The following is an 18,320-nucleotide window of genomic DNA, read 5'->3' as shown; positions in this document are numbered from 1 at the left end:
ATGTCCGAACTCGTCGATGGTGTCCTCGCCGGCGCCCCGGGCGAGGAACTCGCCCGTCTCCCGTTGCCCGAGACCTTCCGCGCGGTCTACCTGCGCAAGGAGGACGTTGGGATGTTCGGCGACGAAGCCGTCCCCGACGTCCGCCGCTCAATGCACGTGGGCGAGGTCGGCTTCCCCGAGCTCGCGCCCGATGAGGTGGTTGTCGCCGTCATGGCGTCCGGGATCAACTACAACACGGCCTGGTCAGCCATGTTCCAGCCGGTGCCCACCTTCACCTTCCTGGAGCACTACGGCCGCCAGGACCGCTGGGGGGCCCGCCACGACCTCGACTATCAGGTCGTGGGCTCCGACGCCGCCGGGATCATCGTCCGCACCGGATCGGCGGTGCGCCAATGGAGACCCGGCGACCGGGTCGTGGTCATCCCCTCCACCGACGACTCCGCGGAGCTCAACCCCGCCAACACCACGAAGATCCCGCGGGCGTGGGGGTACGAGACCAACTTCGGCGGCCTCGCTGACTTCACCGTGGTAAAGATGGACCAGCTGCTGCCCAAGCCGAACCACCTGACCTGGGAGGAAGCGGCGATCAACACACTGTGCGCCATGACCGCCTACCGCATGCTGGTGGGCCCCCACGGCGCTCGGATGAAGCAGGGCGACATCGTGCTGCTCTGGGGCGCGGCAGGCGGGCTGGGCAGCTACGGCGTGCAGCTCGTCAAGAACGGCGGTGGTATCCCGGTGGCCGTCGTCAGCTCCGACCGCAAGGCGCGCCTGGTGCGCGAACTGGGCTGTGACGTCGTCCTGGACCGGCGGGAGTTCGGCGACACCGATGGCGCCCTGCGCGAACCGAAAACGTGGCGCCGCATCGGCAGGGCGATCCGCGACGCGGTGGGAGAGGACCCGCACATCGTGTTCGAGCACACCGGGCGGGAGACCTTCAGCGCGTCGGTGTTCCTGGCTCGTTCCGGCGGAACCGTGGTGACCTGCGGTTCCAGTAGTGGCTACCGACACGAGTACGACAACCGCTACCTGTGGATGAACCTCAAGAGCATCGTGGGCAGCCATGGCGCGAGCCCGGCCGAGGCCGCCGAGACGAACCGGCTCTTCTCGCTGGGCGCGCTCATCCCCGCGCTGTCAGCGTCGCACCCCCTGGAGGAGGCGGGGGAGGCGACCCGGTCCGTCCAGCTCGGCGAGCACCTCGGCAAGGTGGCGGTGCGCTGCCTGGCCCCACACGACGGCCTCGGCATCGAGGACCACGAGCTTCGCGCGCGCATCGACGAGGAGCGGTTGACGCTGTTCCGCAAGCTGTGAGTCGTGCACACGGGCCCGCCGCAGCGCGGGGAAAGGAGTTCCGGCCGTGGGCGGCACGCACCGCGAACGGGTCGCTAGTCGGGCGAGCCGGCGTGGACGCTCCGGACCGATGGGCCGGAGCGGTGCCAACGCGCGTCGTGCTGTCCCACCTCCTCGGCCTCGGCCGTCATGCGGCGGGCCCGTAACACCATCTCCAGCTCGAACCGTTCGTCGGGGTCGCGGAGCCGCTCGCCGAAAAGCCGCTGCAGGTTCCGCAACCGGTAGCGCACGGTCTGCGGATGCAGGTGCAGCCGGGAGGCCACCTCCTTGGCGTTGAAATCCTGCTGCAGCAGGGCCAGCAGGGTCTCGGCCATCCGGTCGCGCTGGGTCGGGCGCAGCTCCTCCAGAGGGGCGAGACGCACCTCCGCCATGGTGGTCATGAGCTCGGGGTCATGGAACAGCAGCAGGGTGCTCAGGTGATCGTTCCACCGGACGACGCCGTCGCGCGGCAACTGTCCGGCGCACACCAGCGCCAGCGTGTCCTGCGCCCGCCGGTAGGACTCCGCCGCCTGGGTGACCCCCACAGTGGGGCCAGCGGCGGCCTCCCAGTTGTGCAGCACCGCGCCCAGCGACCGCAGCCGCCCGGGCCCGTCGGGGTCGGGGACCACCAGGCAGGGGTCGGGACGGTCGAAGTCCGCGAGCACATCCGTGGGTAGTACCGGGGCGCCGGTGACGTCGGAGGTGCGGCTTTGTAGTACCACCACCGAGATCCTGGTGGGCAGCCGCCACTCGGCCGCCCGCGCGAGCTCGGCGATCGCCTCCGCGGCCGGCGGGGTGTCCGCGAGCAGCAGGCTGAGGAGCCGGCCGCGGCGGCGCTGCAGCTCGCCGACGGCCCGCGCCTGCACCCTGTTGTAGCCCTCCATCGCGGCGGTGGCCATTTCCTGCTGGAACAGGAACTTGGACTCCGCTATCGGCCCGAGGTAGCGGCGGGGGAACGCCAGCGGCTCCAACAACTGGAGTTCGGTGATCAGCCGCCAGGTGGTGACGGCCCCCGTTCGCAGGGCCGTCTGCAGGCTGTCCAGGCTGCGTCCCTCGTATGCCTCGCCCGCGCCCAGCTCGCGGAACCGTTCGCGCAGCTCCTCGTTGGGCGGGTCGGGGTTACCGATCTGGTCCAGGAACGCGTGGAGCGCGTCCGTGACCGCGGCACGCGTGGCGTGCTGGTAGGTGGGGTCGTCGGGGCGCGCGTACTCGGTGATGCTGGACTGGATCTCCGTGGTGACCTCGTCGATCGCCCCTTCGAAGTGGGGACGTAGATAATCCGCGATCTCACGGGGGATCGCAGCCAGGGGGTTGGTGTTGGACTGCGCTGTGTTCGCTGCGGGACGCATGTCCACCTCCGCCGTATCGGGGATATGGAGGATCACTAACAATAGTGATGTGATTTCTGTGCGCAATGCTCGGTATCGCACAAGTAGGGGCCGCGTTCTTGTCACCCGGGTGACAAGAACGCGGCCCCTACTTGTGCTCCCCCCTATTGCGCGGGGCGCCGGTGTGCGGTGCCCGGCATCAGGCCACGACGGGTTCCCCATCCAGGGCCACGTCCGCGTCGCGCATCTGCTGTAGGGCGGAGTCGACCGTTTCCCGGGTGACGCCCGCGGTCAGGCCGAGCAGCACGCGCGTGGTGAACCCGGCGGCGGCCGCGTCCAGCGCGGTTGCCCGGACGCAGTGGTCGGTCGCGATCCCCACGACGTCGACTTCGGTGACGCCGCGCTGGCGCAGCCACTCCGCCAGCAGGGAGCCGTCGGCCGCCGCGCCCTCGAAACCGCTGTAGGCGGCCGTGTACTCGCCCTTGCTGAAGACGGCGTCCGCCACCGAGGCGTCGAAGCCCGGATGGAACTCGGCGCCGGACGACCCCACAACGCAGTGCCGGGGCCAGGAGTCCACGAAGTCCGGGTGGTCGGAGAAGTGCGCGCCCGGGTCGATGTGGTAGTCGCGGGTGGCGACCACGTACGCGTAGTCACCGCGGTGCTCCTCGATGAGGCGGGAGACCGCCGAGGCGACGTTTGCGCCGCCCGTGACTCCCATACTTCCGCCCTCGCAGAAGTCGTTCTGCACATCGACGACGATCAGTGTCCGCATAGCAGGTCTCCCTTCCCGCGTGTCAGGTGTACACGCTCTGCTCGAAGTAGGTGGGTATCGCGGGCTCGCCGCGCGACATGCGCTGCGCGGTTTCCGGTAGTTCCCGCAGTGACCGGGCATGGCGCTCGCGGGCGTCCTCCACGGGCTCCTCGCCCACGACCTCGCCGTTGGCCACGAGGCGGCGCATCAACGGGCGCGCCAGCGGCTCCGGTTCCGGTTCGGCGTCGTAGACGAGCTCAGCGGTGGCGGTGCCGCTGTCGTCCAGCCGACGCACGCTCCACTTGCGCCCGCCCTTGCTGGGTTTGCCCACCGACCACTTGGCGACCGGCTCCAGCGGTGTGCCGGGGTCAGTGCCGCGCGCGCGGGCGACCAGCTTGTACACCAGGGAGGCGGTGGGTTCCCCGGAGCCGGTGACCAGCGCGGTGCCCACGCCGTAGCCGTCCACCGGCGCGACGGCCAGCGCCTGGATGGCGTACTCGTCCAGGTCCCCGGTGACGACGATGCGGGTGTCGAAGGCCTCGTTCTCATCGAGCAGCTTGCGGACCCGCGCCGCCGTCATGGCGAGGTCGCCGGAGTCGAGGCGCACCCCGCCCAGTTCCGGCCCGGCCAGTTCGAGCGCGCACCGCACGGCGCGGTCGACGTCGTAGGTGTCCACCAGAAGAGCGGTGCCGGATCCCAGCGCCCGAAGCTGCGAGTCGAAGGCGTGGCGCTCATTGTCGTGCAGCAGCGTGAACGCGTGCGCCGAGGTCCCGGCCGTTGGCACCTGGTACAGGCGGCCCGCCTGAAGGTTCGAGGTGCTGGTGAACCCGCAGATGTAGGAGGTGCGGGCGGCGGCGACAGCGGACATCTCGTGCGTGCGGCGCGACCCCATCTCGATCAGTGGACGCTCCCCGGCGGCGGTCACCATGCGCGACGCGGCCGACGCGATCGCGCAGTCATGGTTGTAGATCGACAGCGCGATCGTCTCCAGGATCACGGACTCGGCGAACGTGCCGTCGACGACCAGAATGGGGGAGCCCGGAAAGTAGCAGTCGCCTTCGGCGTATCCCCAGATGTCCCCGGAGAAGCGGTAGTCGGCGAGCCAACGCAGGGTGTCGTCGTCCACGATGCTGTGATCAGCCAGATAGTCGAGGACCTCGGTGTCGAACCGGAACCGCCGCAGTGCCTCCAGGAAGCGTCCGGTCCCGGCCACCACACCGTAGCGGCGGCCGTCGGGGAGGCTGCGCGCGAACATCTCGAAGACGGATCGCCGGTGCGCCGCGCCGCTGTGGAGCGCCGCTTGCAGCATTGTCAGCTCGTACCGGTCGGTGAGCAGTGCGCTGCTCCAGTCGTCGGTCATGGGAACCAGCCTAGTTTGTGACTCCCGGTATCAAAATTGGCGGGAACACGCGCACGGGTGGCCCTCGTCCCGATGGGAGAATGGAAGCACAGCACGTACGCGCCACTCCTCGCGTGGCGAGCTGACGAGGACACAAGAAGGTGAGGGAGCCATGTCGACGGCGCCGGCCGAGCTGGAGCGGCCGGACATCGAGGAGGATGTGCGGCCGGAACTTCCCTGGGTGACGATCGTCTGGAACGATCCCGTCAACCTGATGTCGTACGTGACCTACGTCTTCCAACAGGTGTTCGGCTACCCGAAGAGCAAAGCGCATAAGCTCATGCTCGACGTGCACCACAAGGGGCGCGCGGTGGTCTCCAGCGGTAGCCGCGAGGAGATGGAGCGCGATGTCGCGGTGCTGCACGAGTACGGCCTGTGGGCCACTCTCCAGCAGGACAAGTAGCGACCGTCGGAACCCGGCCACAGACAACGCGAGGCAGAGCTGATCGATGACCTTCGGATTCCGGCCCACTCGTGACGGCGGAGTCACCGTCAAACTTGACGCGGAAGAGGTGGCGGTGCTGCGCTCCATGGCCAACCTGGTGCTGGAGCTCGTCGAGCCGCCGCCCCCCAAGGACGAATTCGCCGAGCTCGTCGGGATTGGCACGAACGAGCAGAAGTCCGACGATCCCGTGCTCGCCAGGTTGTTCCCCGACGCCTACAACGACGACAACGAGGCGGCCGGTGACTTCCGCCGCTACACCGAGGACAGTCTTCGCGAGGGCAAGCGCGCCAACGCTGAAACGCTGCTGGGCTCGCTTCCGGAGTCGAAAGGGCGGATCACGCTGGGACCCGACGACGCGCACGCGTGGATGAAGTCGCTCAACGACATCCGCCTCGCGCTGGGTACCCGCCTGGAGGTCTCCGAAGAGGGCTCCGGCTCCTTCGCTCGGGGCAACGACTCCGGCTCCGCCGCCCTCCACCTCTACGACTGGCTCGGCGCCCTGCAGGAGAGTCTGGTGGAGACGCTGTTCCGCACGGGCCCGAGGTAGAGCGGCCCTCGTAACAATTCATACCCAGCGAGTGGGTATGAATATTTTCTCCGGTACTCTGAGAGCCATGCTGAGGATTGATCGCTCGATCTACCAGAAGATCGTGGCCCATGCCCGCCGCGACCACCCTGACGAGGCATGCGGCGTGGTCGCCGGGCCCGAGGGCTCCGACCGCCCCGAACGGTTCATCGAGATGGTCAACGCGGAACGCTCCCCGACCTTCTACCGGTTCGACTCCATCGAACAGCTCAAGGTCTGGCGCGAGATGGACGACCGGGACGAGGCGCCGGTGGTCATCTACCACTCGCACTCCGCGACCGAGGCATACCCATCGCGTACCGACATCTCCCTCGCCTCCGAACCGGGTGCGCACTACGTGCTGGTCTCCACGCGCGAGCCCGAGACAGTGGAGTTCCGGTCGTACCGGATCGTAGATGGCGAGGTAACCGAGGAACCGGTCGAGATCGTCGAGCCCGCCTGACAGCCCGCATGGGCCTGGTGGGAATCACCGGCGGGCGGCCCATGTTGAAAACGTACGCAGCTAGGGAGTGTTTGGTGGAGGCTTTCGGATCAGCGAGCGGCCGCCCAGGCAATCTCTCGCACGACGATTCGCGCAGCGCATCCTGGTTGGCTGGGCAAGCGGCATCGGCGCAGCGAGAGGAAGCCCGGCGGCCGCGGGCCCGAAACGGTTCGCCAGACACGACCCAGGTCGTGCTGCCACGGCCCGCGAGAACGAACCGCGGTTCACGCCCCTAAGAGATGTCACGGAGAGACGTTCATGGCCATCGAGGTCCGCATTCCCACGATTCTGCGCAATCTGACCGACGGCGCCAAGGCCGTCGAGGGCGAAGGCAGCACTCTCGGTGAGCTGATCACCGACCTTGACAAGCGGCACCCCGGTCTCGCCGAACGCATCGTCGAGGACGGCAAGCTTCGCCGATTCATCAACGTGTACCTGAACGACGAGGACGTGCGCTTCCTCGGCGGTATCGAGTCCCCCGTCGCTGACGGCGACACCGTGACCGTGCTGCCGGCTGTTGCCGGCGGCATGCGCTGACCGCCATGCGCTACGACTCGCTCCTCGACTCCCTCGGCGGGACCCCGCTCGTGGGTCTCCCGGGGCTGTCGCCCTCGCCCGATGTGCGGCTGTGGGCCAAGCTTGAGGACCGCAACCCCACTGGCTCGATCAAGGACCGCGTCGCGTTCGCCATGATCGAGCAGGCGGAGAAGGACGACCGGCTCACGCCGGGGTGCACGATCCTGGAGCCCACCTCCGGAAACACCGGCATCTCACTGGCGATGGTCGCCAAGCTGCGCGGCTACCGCATGGTCTGCGTGATGCCCGAGAACACGTCAGCCGAGCGCAGGCAGTTGCTGGAGATGTGGGGCGCCGAGATCCACTTCTCCGCGGCTGAGGGCGGATCGAACGAAGCCGTGCGGGTGGCCAAACAGATGGCCGGGGAGCACCCCGACTGGGTGATGCTCTACCAGTACGGCAATCCCGCCAACGCCCGTGCGCACTACGAGACCACCGGCCCTGAACTGCTCGCCGATCTGCCGGGCATCACGCACTTTGTGGCCGGTCTCGGCACCACCGGGACGCTGATGGGGGTCGGGCGCTACCTGCGCGAGCATCGGCCCGGCGCGCAGATCGTGGCCGCCGAGCCGCGCTACGGCGAGCTTGTCTACGGGCTGCGCAACCTGGACGAGGGCTTCGTCCCCGAGCTCTACGACGAGAGCGTGCTGACCACGCGGTTCTCGGTCCCGGCCGACGCTGCCCTGCGGCGCACCCGCGAACTACTCACCTACGAGGGCATCTTCGCCGGGATCTCCACGGGCGGCGCGCTGCACGCGGCCCTGGGAGTGGCGCGCAAGGCCGAGAAAGCGGGGGAACGCGCCGACATCGCCTTCGTCATCGCGGACGCCGGGTGGAAGTACCTGTCGACCGGTGCCTACGAAGGAAGCCTCGAAGAGGCCGCCGAGCGGCTCGACGGCCAGCTCTGGGCCTGATCGGCGCCGGGTCCCGCACCGCACGGTTCGGGACCCGGCCTATGGGGCGCGCGACGCCGTTCGGTTCAATGGGCTGCATGACGCGATTCGATACCGCAACGACCGTCACCGACGCCGGTGGCGGCCACTTCACGGCCGAGCTTGACGCCGGGTACCTCATCGGAAGCGCGATGAATGGCGGGTACGTCATGGCGGTCATGCAGCGCGCCGCGCTGACCGGCTCCCAGCACCCGCACCCCGTCTCCTCCTCCTACGTCTTCCTTCGGCCAGCCTCGGCGGGGCCGGCCGACATCGCGGTGACCCCGCTCAAGACTGGGCGCACCGTAAGCACGTACCAGGTCACGGCGAGCCAGAACGGTGCGCTGCTCATCTCCGGCACCATCGCGGCGGGAACCCTGGATCCGGCCGCGGCACCCGAGTACGAGGCGGCGCAGCCGGACCTGCCGCCCATGGAGCGATGCGGGCGGTTCGACCCGCGCGAACGCACCAGTGCGGCGTCGGGGTTCCCGGACCGCGTCGAGCAGTACTTCACCCCGGAGTCCATGCGGCGCCTCGAAGGCGAGAGCTCGGAGCGGATCCCAGAACTCGGCGGCTATATCCAGCTCAGCAGCCGCGACGGCGGCCCGAGCGCGAACCCGAGCGACTTTCTGCCGCTCGCCGTTGACGCCCTGCCGCCGGTGGTCACCGTGCTCGACTCCTGGCGGTGGGCCCCAACCGTCGAGCTGACGTGGCTCATGCGCGCTGTCCCCGAACCGGGCCCGCTCATGTTCCTCTCCCGCACCAACTCGGTGAACGACGGATGGTTCGACGAGGCGGTCGACCTCTGGGACGTGAAGGGCCGGCTCGTCGCGCAGGCGCGCCAGCTCGCCCGAGTCGGCAGGTAAGGCCTTCGTCGGCACGCCGGACACGGCGCTGGGATCCCGCGGTGAGCGCGGAGCCGCGGAGCGTGTGAGCGACAACGCGTGAGAGGCACCCCACATTTGGCACCACCGAAGCCATGATTGGGGTAGACCCGTAACACGGAGAACTCGGGTACGGCCATCCTGCGGCACACTCGGTCACCGCGTTCTCCGCGGAGGCACCTCATTCGAAAAGGCATATGCGACGTGCGACTCACCATCATTGGCTCATCCGGAAGCTTTCCCGGCCCCGATAGCCCCGCCTCCTGTTACCTCGTTGAGGCAGAGGGGTTCCGCCTGGTGCTCGACTTGGGCAACGGGGCGCTCGGGGCGTTGCAGCGATACACGGACATGTACCGCGTCGACGCGGTCTACCTCAGCCACCTGCACGCCGATCACTGCTTGGATCTGTGCTCGTACTGGGTCGCCCGCAGATTCGCGCCCGGCGGCCCGAAGCCGCCCATTCCCGTCTACGGACCTGCGGGGGTGGCCGAGCGGATGGCAGAGGCCTACGGTCTCGACCCGGACCCCGGCATGACCGAGACCTTCGAGTTCCGCGAGGTCACGGCCGGGAACCTGCGCATCGGGCCGTTCGCGATAGACCTCGCCCAGGTCAACCATCCGGTCGACGCCTTCGGGATTCGGCTGGAACACAACGGCAAGGTGCTCACCTACTCGGGTGACACCGGTAGCTGCGACGAGCTCGTGGGGCTCGCGCGAGACGCCGACCTGTTCCTGTGCGAGGCGTCGTTCCACGACCATCTGGACCATCCGAAGGACATGCACCTCACCGGGAGCGAGGCCGGGGAGGCCGCGCAGCGGGCCGGAGCCGACCAACTGGTGCTGACCCACCTGGTGCCGTGGAACGACGACGAGTGCACCTTGAACGAGGCGCAGGGCACGTTCGACGGCCGGATCGAGCTGGCCCGGCCGGGCATGGTGTACGAGCTCGGTTGAGCACCGGCCCGCGGTCGTTGCCGCCCACGCTCTTGGTTGAACGAATTCCGACGAGCTCGACAGGATTACTTCCTGTTACCGATAGGCTCGATTCATGGCTCGACCCGACGGACGCGCTCCGAATGAACTCCGGCCCGTAACCATCACCCGTAGCTGGCTTCGCCACGCCGAAGGCTCCGCACTCATCGAGTTCGGCGACACCCGCGTGCTGTGCGCCGCGACCGTTGAGGACGGTGTACCGCGGTGGCGCCGAGGTACCGGCGAGGGCTGGGTGACCGCTGAGTACGCGATGCTCCCCCGGTCGACCGACACCCGCGGGGCGCGGGAGTCGGTGAAGGGCAAGATCGGTGGGCGTACCCATGAGATCTCCCGCCTCATCGGCCGTTCCCTGCGCGCTGTCGTGGACTTCAAGGCGATGGGGGAGCACACCATCACGCTGGACTGCGATGTGCTGCAGGCCGATGGCGGCACCCGGACCGCCGCCATCACGGGCGCGTATGTGGCGCTCGCCGACGGCCTGAAGTACCTGCGCAAGAAGCGCAATCTGAAGAACAACCCGCTGGCCGGCACGGTCTCGGCGGTCAGTGTCGGCATTGTCCAGGGGCAGTCGCGCCTTGACCTGAACTACCTGGAGGACGCTGTCGCGCAGACCGACATGAACGTTGTTGTCACTGGTGACGGCAAGTTCATCGAGGTCCAGGGCACGGCCGAGGGGGAGCCCTTCGACCGCGCGGCTCTGGACGGCCTGTTGGACCTCGCCCTGCACGGCTGCGGTGAGCTGAGTGAGACGCAGACGAAGGCTCTGGCCTGAATGAGCGGTTCCAGCACGATCGTCCTCGCGACCCGCAACACGAAGAAGGTCCCGGAGATCCAGGCGATCCTCACCGGGGCTGGTCTGGACGCCGAACTGGTCGGGCTCGACGGGTACCCCGGGATGCCCGCTGTCCCCGAGACCGAACCGACGTTCTCGGGGAACGCGTTGCTCAAGGCGCGCGCTGTGGCGCAGTACACAGGCCTGCCCGCGCTCGCCGACGATTCCGGCCTGCGCGTCGACGCGTTGAACGGGATGCCTGGTGTCCTGTCGGCCCGCTGGTCGGGACGGTTCGGGGAGCAGTCGGGCGAGATGGACCGGGCCAACCTCGAGTTGGTGCTCGACCAGCTCGCGGACACCCCCCAGGAGCGACGCGGCGCCGAGTTCGTGTGCGCTGCCGCGTTCGTCCTTCCGAACGGCACGGAGGGTGTCGTCGAGGGGGTGCTGCGCGGATCGCTCATCGGCGAGCCGCATGGCGGCGAGGGCTTCGGCTACGACCCGATCTTTGTCCCCGAAGGTGAGTCCAGGACCACAGCGGAGATGAGCGCGGCGGAGAAGAACGCGATCAGTCACCGCGGCAGGGCGTTTCGCCTGTTGGCCGAGCGTGTTTGGGAAGTACTGGGTTAGCACGCTCGGGAGTCGCAGACGTCCGGTGCGTATTGGGATGGCGGGCACGTCCGGACATCCCAGTGCAGAACCGGCGTCTCGGATCTCGGGATACGTGCCCGACGTGGCCTCTCGCTCGTTGGTTCGCGTGGACGGGCATCTTCGGGTAACATCGGTCGGGTTGCCACAGACCAGCGCTGAGGCGGACTGAGAGTGCTTCCGGCCAAGAAGAACCGGTCGAGGCATTGATTCCGGTCCGGTAGACTCTGGAGTGGTTCCCGCGCCAAGACGGATGCAAGTCCGTAAGGCGCCGCTTTCGGGAGATTTCGACCAGACAAAGCCAATTTGGCGAGAATGGTCGTGCCTTGATAGCGTAACCAAAGATTGAAAAATTGGATTGCCGCTGCTTCTGAAGAGTTGGCTGCCTGGGTTTTTGGGTGGTTGGCTTGTGTGGGGTGGGTGGTTGTTCTTTGAGAACTCAACAGCGCGTGTTTGTTTTTCTTTAGCCATGTTTGTTTTTTGGCCCCTGTGTGATGCCCCCTTGTGTGGGGGTGTTGTGGGGTTCCTTTGGTTGGCCATGGCGCTTCATGCCTGTGTGGTGTGGGTGTTGTGGTTGGTCAGGGTTGATTTTCTTCGAGGTTTGCCCCTGCGTGTAGGTGCGTTTGTGCCTGGGTGTGGGGGTGTGTGGCCTTTGATGGAGAGTTTGATCCTGGCTCAGGACGAACGCTGGCGGCGTGCTTAACACATGCAAGTCGAACGCGCCATCTCTTTTGGGGGTGGTGAGTGGCGAACGGGTGAGTAACACGTGAGTGACCTGCCCCTGACTCTGGGATAAGCCGTGGAAACGCGGTCTAATACCGGATAGGACCTCGTGCCGCATGGTGGGGGGTGGAAAGGTTTTTTCTGGTTGGGGATGGGCTCGCGGCCTATCAGCTTGTTGGTGGGGTGATGGCTCACCAAGGCGATTACGGGTAGCCGGCCTGAGAGGGCGACCGGCCACACTGGGACTGAGACACGGCCCAGACTCCTGCGGGAGGCAGCAGTGGGGAATCTTGCGCAATGGGCGAAAGCCTGACGCAGCGACGCCGCGTGGGGGATGACGGCCTTCGGGTTGTAAACCTCTTTTCCTCTTGGCGAAGGCTTCGGGTGTTCTCGGGGTTGACTGTAGGGGGGGAATAAGGACCGGCTGACTACGTGCCAGCAGCCGCGGTAATACGTAGGGTCCGAGCGTTGTCCGGAATTATTGGGCGTAAAGAGCTCGTAGGCGGCGTGTCGCGTCTGCTGTGAAAGCCCGCGGCTTAACTGTGGGTGTGCAGTGGATACGGGCATGCTTGAGGTAGGTAGGGGAGACTGGAATTCCTGGTGTAGCGGTGAAATGCGCAGATATCAGGAGGAACACCGGTGGCGAAGGCGGGTCTCTGGGCCTTACCTGACGCTGAGGAGCGAAAGCGTGGGTAGCGAACAGGATTAGATACCCTGGTAGTCCATGCTGTAAACGTTGGGCGCTAGGTGTGGGGACTTTCCACGGTTTCCGTGCCGTAGCTAACGCATTAAGCGCCCCGCCTGGGGAGTACGGCCGCAAGGCTAAAACTCAAAGGAATTGACGGGGGCCCGCACAAGCGGCGGAGCATGTTGCTTAATTCGACGCAACGCGAAGAACCTTACCAAGGCTTGACATTGCCTGTGGACCTGCAGAGATGTGGGGTCATTTGGTTGGTGGGTGACAGGTGGTGCATGGCTGTCGTCAGCTCGTGTCGTGAGATGTTGGGTTAAGTCCCGCAACGAGCGCAACCCTTGTCCTGTGTTGCCAGCACGTGATGGTGGGGACTCATGGGAGACTGCCGGGGTCAACTCGGAGGAAGGTGGGGATGACGTCAAGTCATCATGCCCCTTATGTCTTGGGCTGCAAACATGCTACAATGGCCGGTACAGCGGGTGGGCGATGCCGTGAGGTGGAGCGAATCCCGAAAAGCCGGTCTCAGTTCGGATTGGGGTCTGCAACTCGACCCTATGAAGGTGGAGTCGCTAGTAATCGCGGATCAGCAGTGCCGCGGTGAATACGTTCCCGGGCCTTGTACACACCGCCCGTCACGTCATGAAAGTTGGCAACACCCGAAACGTGTGGCCTAACCACTTGGTGGGGGGAGCGCGTGAAGGTGGGGCTGGCGATTGGGACGAAGTCGTAACAAGGTAGCCGTACCGGAAGGTGCGGCTGGATCACCTCCTTTCTAAGGAGCCCGACAGGGTGGCATCCGTGTGGGTGCTCCCGGGTGGGCTTGGTGAATGTGGAGTTGGTGCTGCCTCGTGAGGATCGGGGCCCCGTTGTGGGGTTCTGGCCCGGGGGAGGGCCGACCGGGTGGCTGAAGAGGAAACAAACTTCCCCCTCTTTCTCTGTGTGGTGGCTGGTAGCTGCTGTGTGGGGGTGGGGGGCGCGCTGTTGGGTGTCTGAGAGAGCAACCCTGGCCGTGTGCGTGTGGGTGCCTGCGTGTGTGGGTGTCTGGACGTGGCGGTGGTGGTGGCTTTTTTGGTGACCACCCTGACGAAGACCCTGTGGTGCGACGCGCTCGGGTGAGTGGTGTCTGGGCCTGTTCTGGTCTGGGCGTGCTTGCTGGTGCGTGGGTGTGCCTGGTGGTCGGGCTTGATTGTCGGTTTCTGGCGTGTGTGTGCTGGAGGGGCTTTCGGGTGTGGCCGTGGGGTTGTGGTTGGGTGTGTGGTTGGTTTTTTGATTTGTGGATAGTGTGCGCGAGTGTCTTGTATCTGTGGTGGTCAAGTGTGTGTGGCATACGGTGGATGCCTTGGCACCAGGCGCCGATGAAGGACGTGGGAGGCCGCGATAGTCCACGGGGAGTTGTCAACCAGGCTGTGATCCGTGGGTGTCCGAATGGGGAAACCTAGCTCGAGTTGTGTCGGGTTGCTGCTGTCTGAATGTATAGGGCAGTGGTGGTGACGCGGGGAAGTGAAACATCTCAGTACCCGCGGGAAGAGAAAACAATATGTGATTCCCTTAGTAGTGGTGAGCGAATGGGGATGTGGCTAAACCATGCGCGTGGGATAGGCGGCGGCTGTTGCGTGTGTGGGGTTGTGGGATGTGCCTGTGTCTGGTCTGCCGGCTGGGCGGGTGTTGTGTTGGGGTAGTTGAAGCCGTTGGAATGCGGTGCCGGAGTGGGTGAGAGTCCCGTAGGCGAAGGTCTGACATGATGTCTGGGGCATGGTCCCGAGTAGCGCGGAGCTCGTGGAATTTCGTGTGAATCTGGCAGGACCACCTGTCAAGCCTGAATACGTCCTGGTGACCGATAGTGGACGAGTACCGTGAGGGAAAGGTGAAAAGTGCCCCGGTGAGGGGTGGTGAAAGAGTACCTGAAACCGTGTGCTGTCAAGCCGTCAGAGCACCTGTGGGTGTGATGGCGTGCCTTTTGAAGAATGAGCCTGCGAGTTGTGGTGCGTGGCGAGGTTAACCCGTGTGGGGGAGCCGTAGCGAGAGCGAGTCTTAAAGGGGCGTTTGAGTCGCGTGCTGGAGACCCGAAGCGGGGTGATCTACCCATGTCCAGGGTGAAGCGGCTGTAAGAGGTCGTGGAGGCCCGAACCCACCAGGGTTGAAAACCTGGGGGATGAGGTGTGGGTAGGGGTGAAAGGCCAATCAAACCCTGTGATAGCTGGTTCTCCCCGAAATGCATTTAGGTGCAGCGTCGTGTGGTTCCTGTTGGAGGTAGAGCGACTGGTTGGTTGATGGGCCTTTGCGGGTTACTGATGTCAGCTAAACTCCGAATGCCAATGGGTGTGAGCGCGGCAGTGAGACTGCGGGGGATAAGCTCCGTGGTCGAGAGGGAAACAGCCCAGATCATCAGCTAAGGCCCCTAAGCGTGTGCTGAGTGGGTAAGGTTGTGGAGTTGCCCAGACAACCAGGAGGTTGGCTTAGAAGCAGCCATCCTTGAAAGAGTGCGTAATAGCTCACTGGTCAAGTGGTTCTGCGCCGATAATGTAGCGGGGCTTAAGTACACCGCCGAAGCTGTGGAGCCCCCCGGTTGGGGGGTTGGTAGGGGAGCGTCGTGCCCGCGGTGAAGCGTTCGGGTGACCGGGTGTGGAGTGGGTGCGAGTGAGAATGCAGGCATGAGTAGCGATACCAGTGTGAGAAACACTGGCGCCGAGTGACTAAGGGTTCCTGGGGCAGGTTGATCCGCCCAGGGTGAGTCGGGGCCTAAGGCGAGGCCGACAGGCGTAGTCGATGGATGACGGGTTGATATTCCCGTACCCGTTCGCGAGCGTCCCATACCGCTGCCAACTGATGCTAACCACAACTGCGTGCGGATCTTCTTTCGGGAAGGTCGCGTGTGTGGTGTGGGGTCCGATGTTGGTGGGTGGTCAGTGATGGGGTGACGCAGTGGGGTAGCCCAGCCCGGGCGATGGTAGTTCCCGGGATAAGCGTGTGGCCCGCGGCCCAGGGAAATCCGGGCCGCATAGGGGTGAGGCGTGATGTCGAGCCGTGTGTGGCGAAGTGGGTGATCCCGTGCTGCCGAGAAAAGCCTCTAGCGAGTTCGTGGGCGGCCCGTACCCGAAACCGACGCAGGTGGTCTGGTTGAGTAGACCGAGGCGTTCGGGTGAACCATGGTTAAGGAATTCGGCAAATTGTCCCCGTAACTTTGGGAGAAGGGGAGCCCTGTCTGGTGATGAGACGTAGCTCTTTGAGCTGGGTGGGGTCGCAGATACCAGGGGGAAGCGACTGTTTACTAAAAACATAGGTCCGTGCGAAGTCGTAAGACGCGGTATACGGACTGACGCCTGCCCGGTGCCGGAACGTTACGAGGACCGGTTAGCTCTTTAGGGGTGAAGCTGGGAATCTAAGCGCCGGTAAACGGCGGTGGTAACTATAACCATCCTAAGGTAGCGAAATTCCTTGTCGGGTAAGTTCCGACCTGCACGAATGGCGTAACGACTTCCCCGCTGTCTCAACCATGGGCCCGGTGAAATTGCACTACGAGTAAAGATGCTCGTTTCGCGCAGCAGGACGGAAAGACCCCGGGACCTTCACTATAGCTTGATATTGGTGTTTGGGATGGTTTGTGTAGGATAGGTGGGAGCCGGTGAAGCGGCCACGCTAGTGGTGGTGGAGGCGTTGGTGAAATACCACTCTTGCCTTGTCGAGCACCTAACCCGCGCCCGTGATCCGGGTGGGGGACAGTGTCTGGTGGGTAGTTTAACTGGGGCGGTTGCCTCCTAAATGGTAACGGAGGCGCCCAATGGTTCCCTCGGCCTGGTTGGTAATCAGGTGGTGTGTGTAAGGGCATAAGGGAGCTTGACTGTGAGACGGACGTGTCGAGCAGGTGCGAAAGCAGGGCCTAGTGATCCGGCGCCGGCGTGTGGAAGTGGCGTCGCTCAACGGCTAAAAGGTACCCCGGGGATAACAGGCTGATCTTCCCCAAGAGTCCGTATCGACGGGATGGTTTGGCACCTCGATGTCGGCTCGTCGCGTCCTGGGGCTGGAGTTGGTCCCAAGGGTTGGGCTGTTCGCCCATTAAAGCGGCACGCGAGCTGGGTTTAGAACGTCGTGAGACAGTTCGGTCCCTATCCGCTGCGCGCGTTGGAGACTTGTGAAGGGCTGTCCCTAGTACGAGAGGACCGGGATGGACAGACCTCTGGTGTGCCAGTTGTCCTGCCAAGGGCATGGCTGGTTGGCTACGTCTGGATGTGGTAACCGCTGAAAGCATCTAAGTGGGAAACACGCTTCAAGATGAGGTCTCCCACCCCTATGGGGGGTAAGGCTTCCCAGAGATGATGGGGTTGATAGGCCGGAAGTGGGAGCCCTGTGAGGGGTGGAGCTGACCGGTACTAATCGGCCGAGGGCTTGCCCACCGCAGATGCTGGACACTCGCGCACACACACCCCCACACACGCCCGCGCGTGGGTGGGGATCCACAAATCAGGTGAGTTTCGTGGTGGCCATAGCGTGGGGGAAACACCCGGACCCGTTCCGAACCCGGTCGTTAAGCCCCACAGCGCCGATGGTACTGCCCCCATGGTGTGGGGTGGGAGAGTAGGACACCGCCACGATTACCCCAAAAGGAGGGGTGGGAGCACAGCTCCCACCCCTCCTTATTTTCATGCCCCTGTTTGTGCGCGTGTGAATCGGAGTGGTGGCGCCCCCGACCCGCGGGGGCCTTCGCACCGAGAACCCCCCACGATCACCCCCGACGCGGGCTGAGCGGCCGAAGTGTGGAGATGGCGCGCCCTAGTTGATGAAATTCCAGGTCAGGGCTTCTCTGAAGTCAGTGGAGAGTGTCCAGGATGAACCGGAACCGTTCCTCGGTCGAGGTGCGGCCAAGCTCCGTCAGCTCGTAGCCGTACTCGGTATAGGTGCCGACCATTGACTCGTAAGTCCGTTCAGCTTCCTCGAATGTCTGTTTTCGTTCGTCGTCCTGTTCGTAGATCTCGCGCCATGGGGGTGCGATGAAGACGCGAGAATGGTACCGAAACGATTGGGCGGCCACGTTGATATGGTTTGGGACGGGACGTTTTTCCAGGCGTAGGTACCCGACGATGTCCGGGATTCCACGGTCAAAGAAAACAGTTCGTGCTTTCTCTCGTGTGGCGGTTCGGTAGGAGCGCATTTCCCAGCACAGCATCAGCTCCGCGAACGCCTCCGGATCGACCCAGGGCAGAGCGAGGCCTCCGATAGCTTCCTGGTCCTGGATGACTCCGCGTCCCGCCTCGTCGGCGGTCGCATAGCCCGCCTCCCGTAGCCGGTTGATCAACGCGGTCTTCCCGGAACCCGGGCCGCCGGTCACGACAATGAAACATGTCGATTCCGAACACATGCGGAAGAACCTCCATTTTGGTTGATGTGTTTGGAGTGGCAGCGAGGGGCGCATTCGATCGCAGGCTTCGTTCGACCGGGAAACCGTGCCGTGGTTACCTGCCGTAAGCTTCTCGGCCCTCCAGCACCCATCACGGCCACGGCGATCGCGGTACGTAGTTGGTGGTTCACGTCTTCGGGAGGCCCCACGAGGGATGCCGGGCTGCTGATACTGCGGTACCGGTGATGATGGGTGCGGGTATCGTATTGGGGAGCGTAATCGGCGGTTCCCTCCACAGCGCCGATCCATCACCCGAGATTTTCGGTGAACCGATCCGGCCCACGCTCGCGTCCTATGTATGCGGACGTATGGCCGGAGATCGAGATTTCCAGGGGGCGACCAACTGAGCGAGAGCAGACACGGCGAGGGCGGCCCCGAGCCGCGCCCTGA

The 18,320-nt window shown here is 65.0% G+C and carries 14 protein-coding genes and 3 rRNA genes; 13 read left to right on the top strand and 4 right to left on the bottom strand.

Annotated features, from left to right (window positions below):
• Positions 1–1,311 (top strand): crotonyl-CoA carboxylase/reductase, encoded by a 1,311-nt coding sequence (gene ccrA, locus F4561_RS22095; protein ID WP_184581262.1) that lies wholly within the window; start codon positions 1–3, stop codon positions 1,309–1,311.
• A 74-nt stretch (positions 1,312–1,385) separates the two neighbouring features.
• On the opposite strand, the gene F4561_RS22090 is transcribed toward ccrA, so the two are convergent.
• From F4561_RS22090 to F4561_RS22080, 3 genes are all read right to left on the bottom strand, one after another.
• On the bottom strand, positions 1,386–2,678 hold the full coding sequence (locus F4561_RS22090) for a PucR family transcriptional regulator (RefSeq protein ID WP_184581261.1): 1,293 nt from the start codon (positions 2,676–2,678) through the stop codon (positions 1,386–1,388).
• 178 nt (positions 2,679–2,856) lie between these two features.
• Complete coding sequence (locus F4561_RS22085) at positions 2,857–3,429, bottom strand: isochorismatase family protein (RefSeq protein ID WP_184581260.1); 573 nt, start codon at positions 3,427–3,429, stop codon at positions 2,857–2,859.
• Positions 3,430–3,451: 22 nt separating this feature from the next.
• The gene (locus tag F4561_RS22080) at positions 3,452–4,768 is read right to left on the bottom strand and encodes a nicotinate phosphoribosyltransferase (protein WP_184581259.1); all 1,317 of its coding nucleotides are present in this window, start codon (positions 4,766–4,768) and stop codon (positions 3,452–3,454) included.
• Between the two features lie 151 nt (positions 4,769–4,919).
• Here F4561_RS22080 and clpS point away from each other — a divergent pair, with 151 nt between their 5' ends.
• The 12 genes from clpS to rrf all read left to right on the top strand — a co-directional run bounded on the left by clpS (position 4,920) and on the right by rrf (position 17,127).
• On the top strand, positions 4,920–5,210 hold the full coding sequence (gene clpS, locus F4561_RS22075; RefSeq protein WP_184581258.1) for an ATP-dependent Clp protease adapter ClpS: 291 nt from the start codon (positions 4,920–4,922) through the stop codon (positions 5,208–5,210).
• A 46-nt stretch (positions 5,211–5,256) separates the two neighbouring features.
• Positions 5,257–5,799 (top strand): DUF2017 domain-containing protein, encoded by a 543-nt coding sequence (locus F4561_RS22070; RefSeq protein WP_184581257.1) that lies wholly within the window; start codon positions 5,257–5,259, stop codon positions 5,797–5,799.
• Positions 5,800–5,866: 67 nt separating this feature from the next.
• Positions 5,867–6,280, top strand: a complete 414-nt coding sequence (locus F4561_RS22065) for a M67 family metallopeptidase (RefSeq protein WP_281384108.1) — start codon at positions 5,867–5,869, stop codon at positions 6,278–6,280.
• Positions 6,281–6,577: 297 nt separating this feature from the next.
• Complete coding sequence (locus F4561_RS22060) at positions 6,578–6,856, top strand: MoaD/ThiS family protein (RefSeq protein ID WP_184581256.1); 279 nt, start codon at positions 6,578–6,580, stop codon at positions 6,854–6,856.
• Between the two features lie 5 nt (positions 6,857–6,861).
• Complete coding sequence (locus tag F4561_RS22055; RefSeq protein ID WP_184581255.1) at positions 6,862–7,809, top strand: PLP-dependent cysteine synthase family protein; 948 nt, start codon at positions 6,862–6,864, stop codon at positions 7,807–7,809.
• Positions 7,810–7,886: 77 nt separating this feature from the next.
• Complete coding sequence (locus F4561_RS22050; protein WP_246437259.1) at positions 7,887–8,693, top strand: thioesterase family protein; 807 nt, start codon at positions 7,887–7,889, stop codon at positions 8,691–8,693.
• A 222-nt stretch (positions 8,694–8,915) separates the two neighbouring features.
• Complete coding sequence (locus F4561_RS22045) at positions 8,916–9,665, top strand: MBL fold metallo-hydrolase (protein ID WP_184581254.1); 750 nt, start codon at positions 8,916–8,918, stop codon at positions 9,663–9,665.
• A 94-nt stretch (positions 9,666–9,759) separates the two neighbouring features.
• The gene (rph, locus tag F4561_RS22040; RefSeq protein ID WP_184581253.1) at positions 9,760–10,476 is read left to right on the top strand and encodes a ribonuclease PH; all 717 of its coding nucleotides are present in this window, start codon (positions 9,760–9,762) and stop codon (positions 10,474–10,476) included.
• Entirely contained in the window at positions 10,477–11,103 is a 627-nt protein-coding gene (gene rdgB / locus F4561_RS22035) for an RdgB/HAM1 family non-canonical purine NTP pyrophosphatase (protein ID WP_184581252.1), read from the top strand.
• A gap of 670 nt (positions 11,104–11,773) precedes the next feature.
• Positions 11,774–13,310 (top strand): 16S ribosomal RNA (locus F4561_RS22030).
• 535 nt (positions 13,311–13,845) lie between these two features.
• Positions 13,846–16,930: ribosomal RNA gene (locus tag F4561_RS22025) — 23S ribosomal RNA — on the top strand.
• A gap of 78 nt (positions 16,931–17,008) precedes the next feature.
• Positions 17,009–17,127, top strand: a 5S ribosomal RNA gene (rrf, locus tag F4561_RS22020).
• The 16S, 23S and 5S rRNA genes sit together here, the layout of an rRNA operon.
• Before the next feature lie 215 nt (positions 17,128–17,342).
• On the opposite strand, the gene F4561_RS22015 is transcribed toward rrf, so the two are convergent.
• Positions 17,343–17,861 (bottom strand): AAA family ATPase, encoded by a 519-nt coding sequence (locus tag F4561_RS22015; protein WP_312885438.1) that lies wholly within the window; start codon positions 17,859–17,861, stop codon positions 17,343–17,345.
• Between the last annotated feature and the right edge of the window lie 459 nt (positions 17,862–18,320).

Source organism: Lipingzhangella halophila, from assembly GCF_014203805.1.
Taxonomy (GTDB): Bacteria; Actinomycetota; Actinomycetes; order Streptosporangiales; family Streptosporangiaceae; genus Lipingzhangella; species Lipingzhangella halophila.
The sequence above is the reverse complement of the archived record's forward strand: the minus strand, read 5'-3'. Positions and strand labels throughout refer to the sequence as shown.

Coding starts and splice junctions, on each gene's coding strand:
- ccrA (WP_184581262.1), top strand. CDS start 1: ATGTCCGAACTCGTCGATGGTGTCCTCGCCGGCGCCCCGGGCGAGGAA.
- F4561_RS22090 (WP_184581261.1), bottom strand. CDS start 2,678: ATGCGTCCCGCAGCGAACACAGCGCAGTCCAACACCAACCCCCTGGCT.
- F4561_RS22085 (WP_184581260.1), bottom strand. CDS start 3,429: ATGCGGACACTGATCGTCGTCGATGTGCAGAACGACTTCTGCGAGGGC.
- F4561_RS22080 (WP_184581259.1), bottom strand. CDS start 4,768: ATGACCGACGACTGGAGCAGCGCACTGCTCACCGACCGGTACGAGCTG.
- clpS (WP_184581258.1), top strand. CDS start 4,920: ATGTCGACGGCGCCGGCCGAGCTGGAGCGGCCGGACATCGAGGAGGAT.
- F4561_RS22070 (WP_184581257.1), top strand. CDS start 5,257: ATGACCTTCGGATTCCGGCCCACTCGTGACGGCGGAGTCACCGTCAAA.
- F4561_RS22065 (WP_281384108.1), top strand. CDS start 5,867: ATGCTGAGGATTGATCGCTCGATCTACCAGAAGATCGTGGCCCATGCC.
- F4561_RS22060 (WP_184581256.1), top strand. CDS start 6,578: ATGGCCATCGAGGTCCGCATTCCCACGATTCTGCGCAATCTGACCGAC.
- F4561_RS22055 (WP_184581255.1), top strand. CDS start 6,862: ATGCGCTACGACTCGCTCCTCGACTCCCTCGGCGGGACCCCGCTCGTG.
- F4561_RS22050 (WP_246437259.1), top strand. CDS start 7,887: ATGACGCGATTCGATACCGCAACGACCGTCACCGACGCCGGTGGCGGC.
- rph (WP_184581253.1), top strand. CDS start 9,760: ATGGCTCGACCCGACGGACGCGCTCCGAATGAACTCCGGCCCGTAACC.
- rdgB (WP_184581252.1), top strand. CDS start 10,477: ATGAGCGGTTCCAGCACGATCGTCCTCGCGACCCGCAACACGAAGAAG.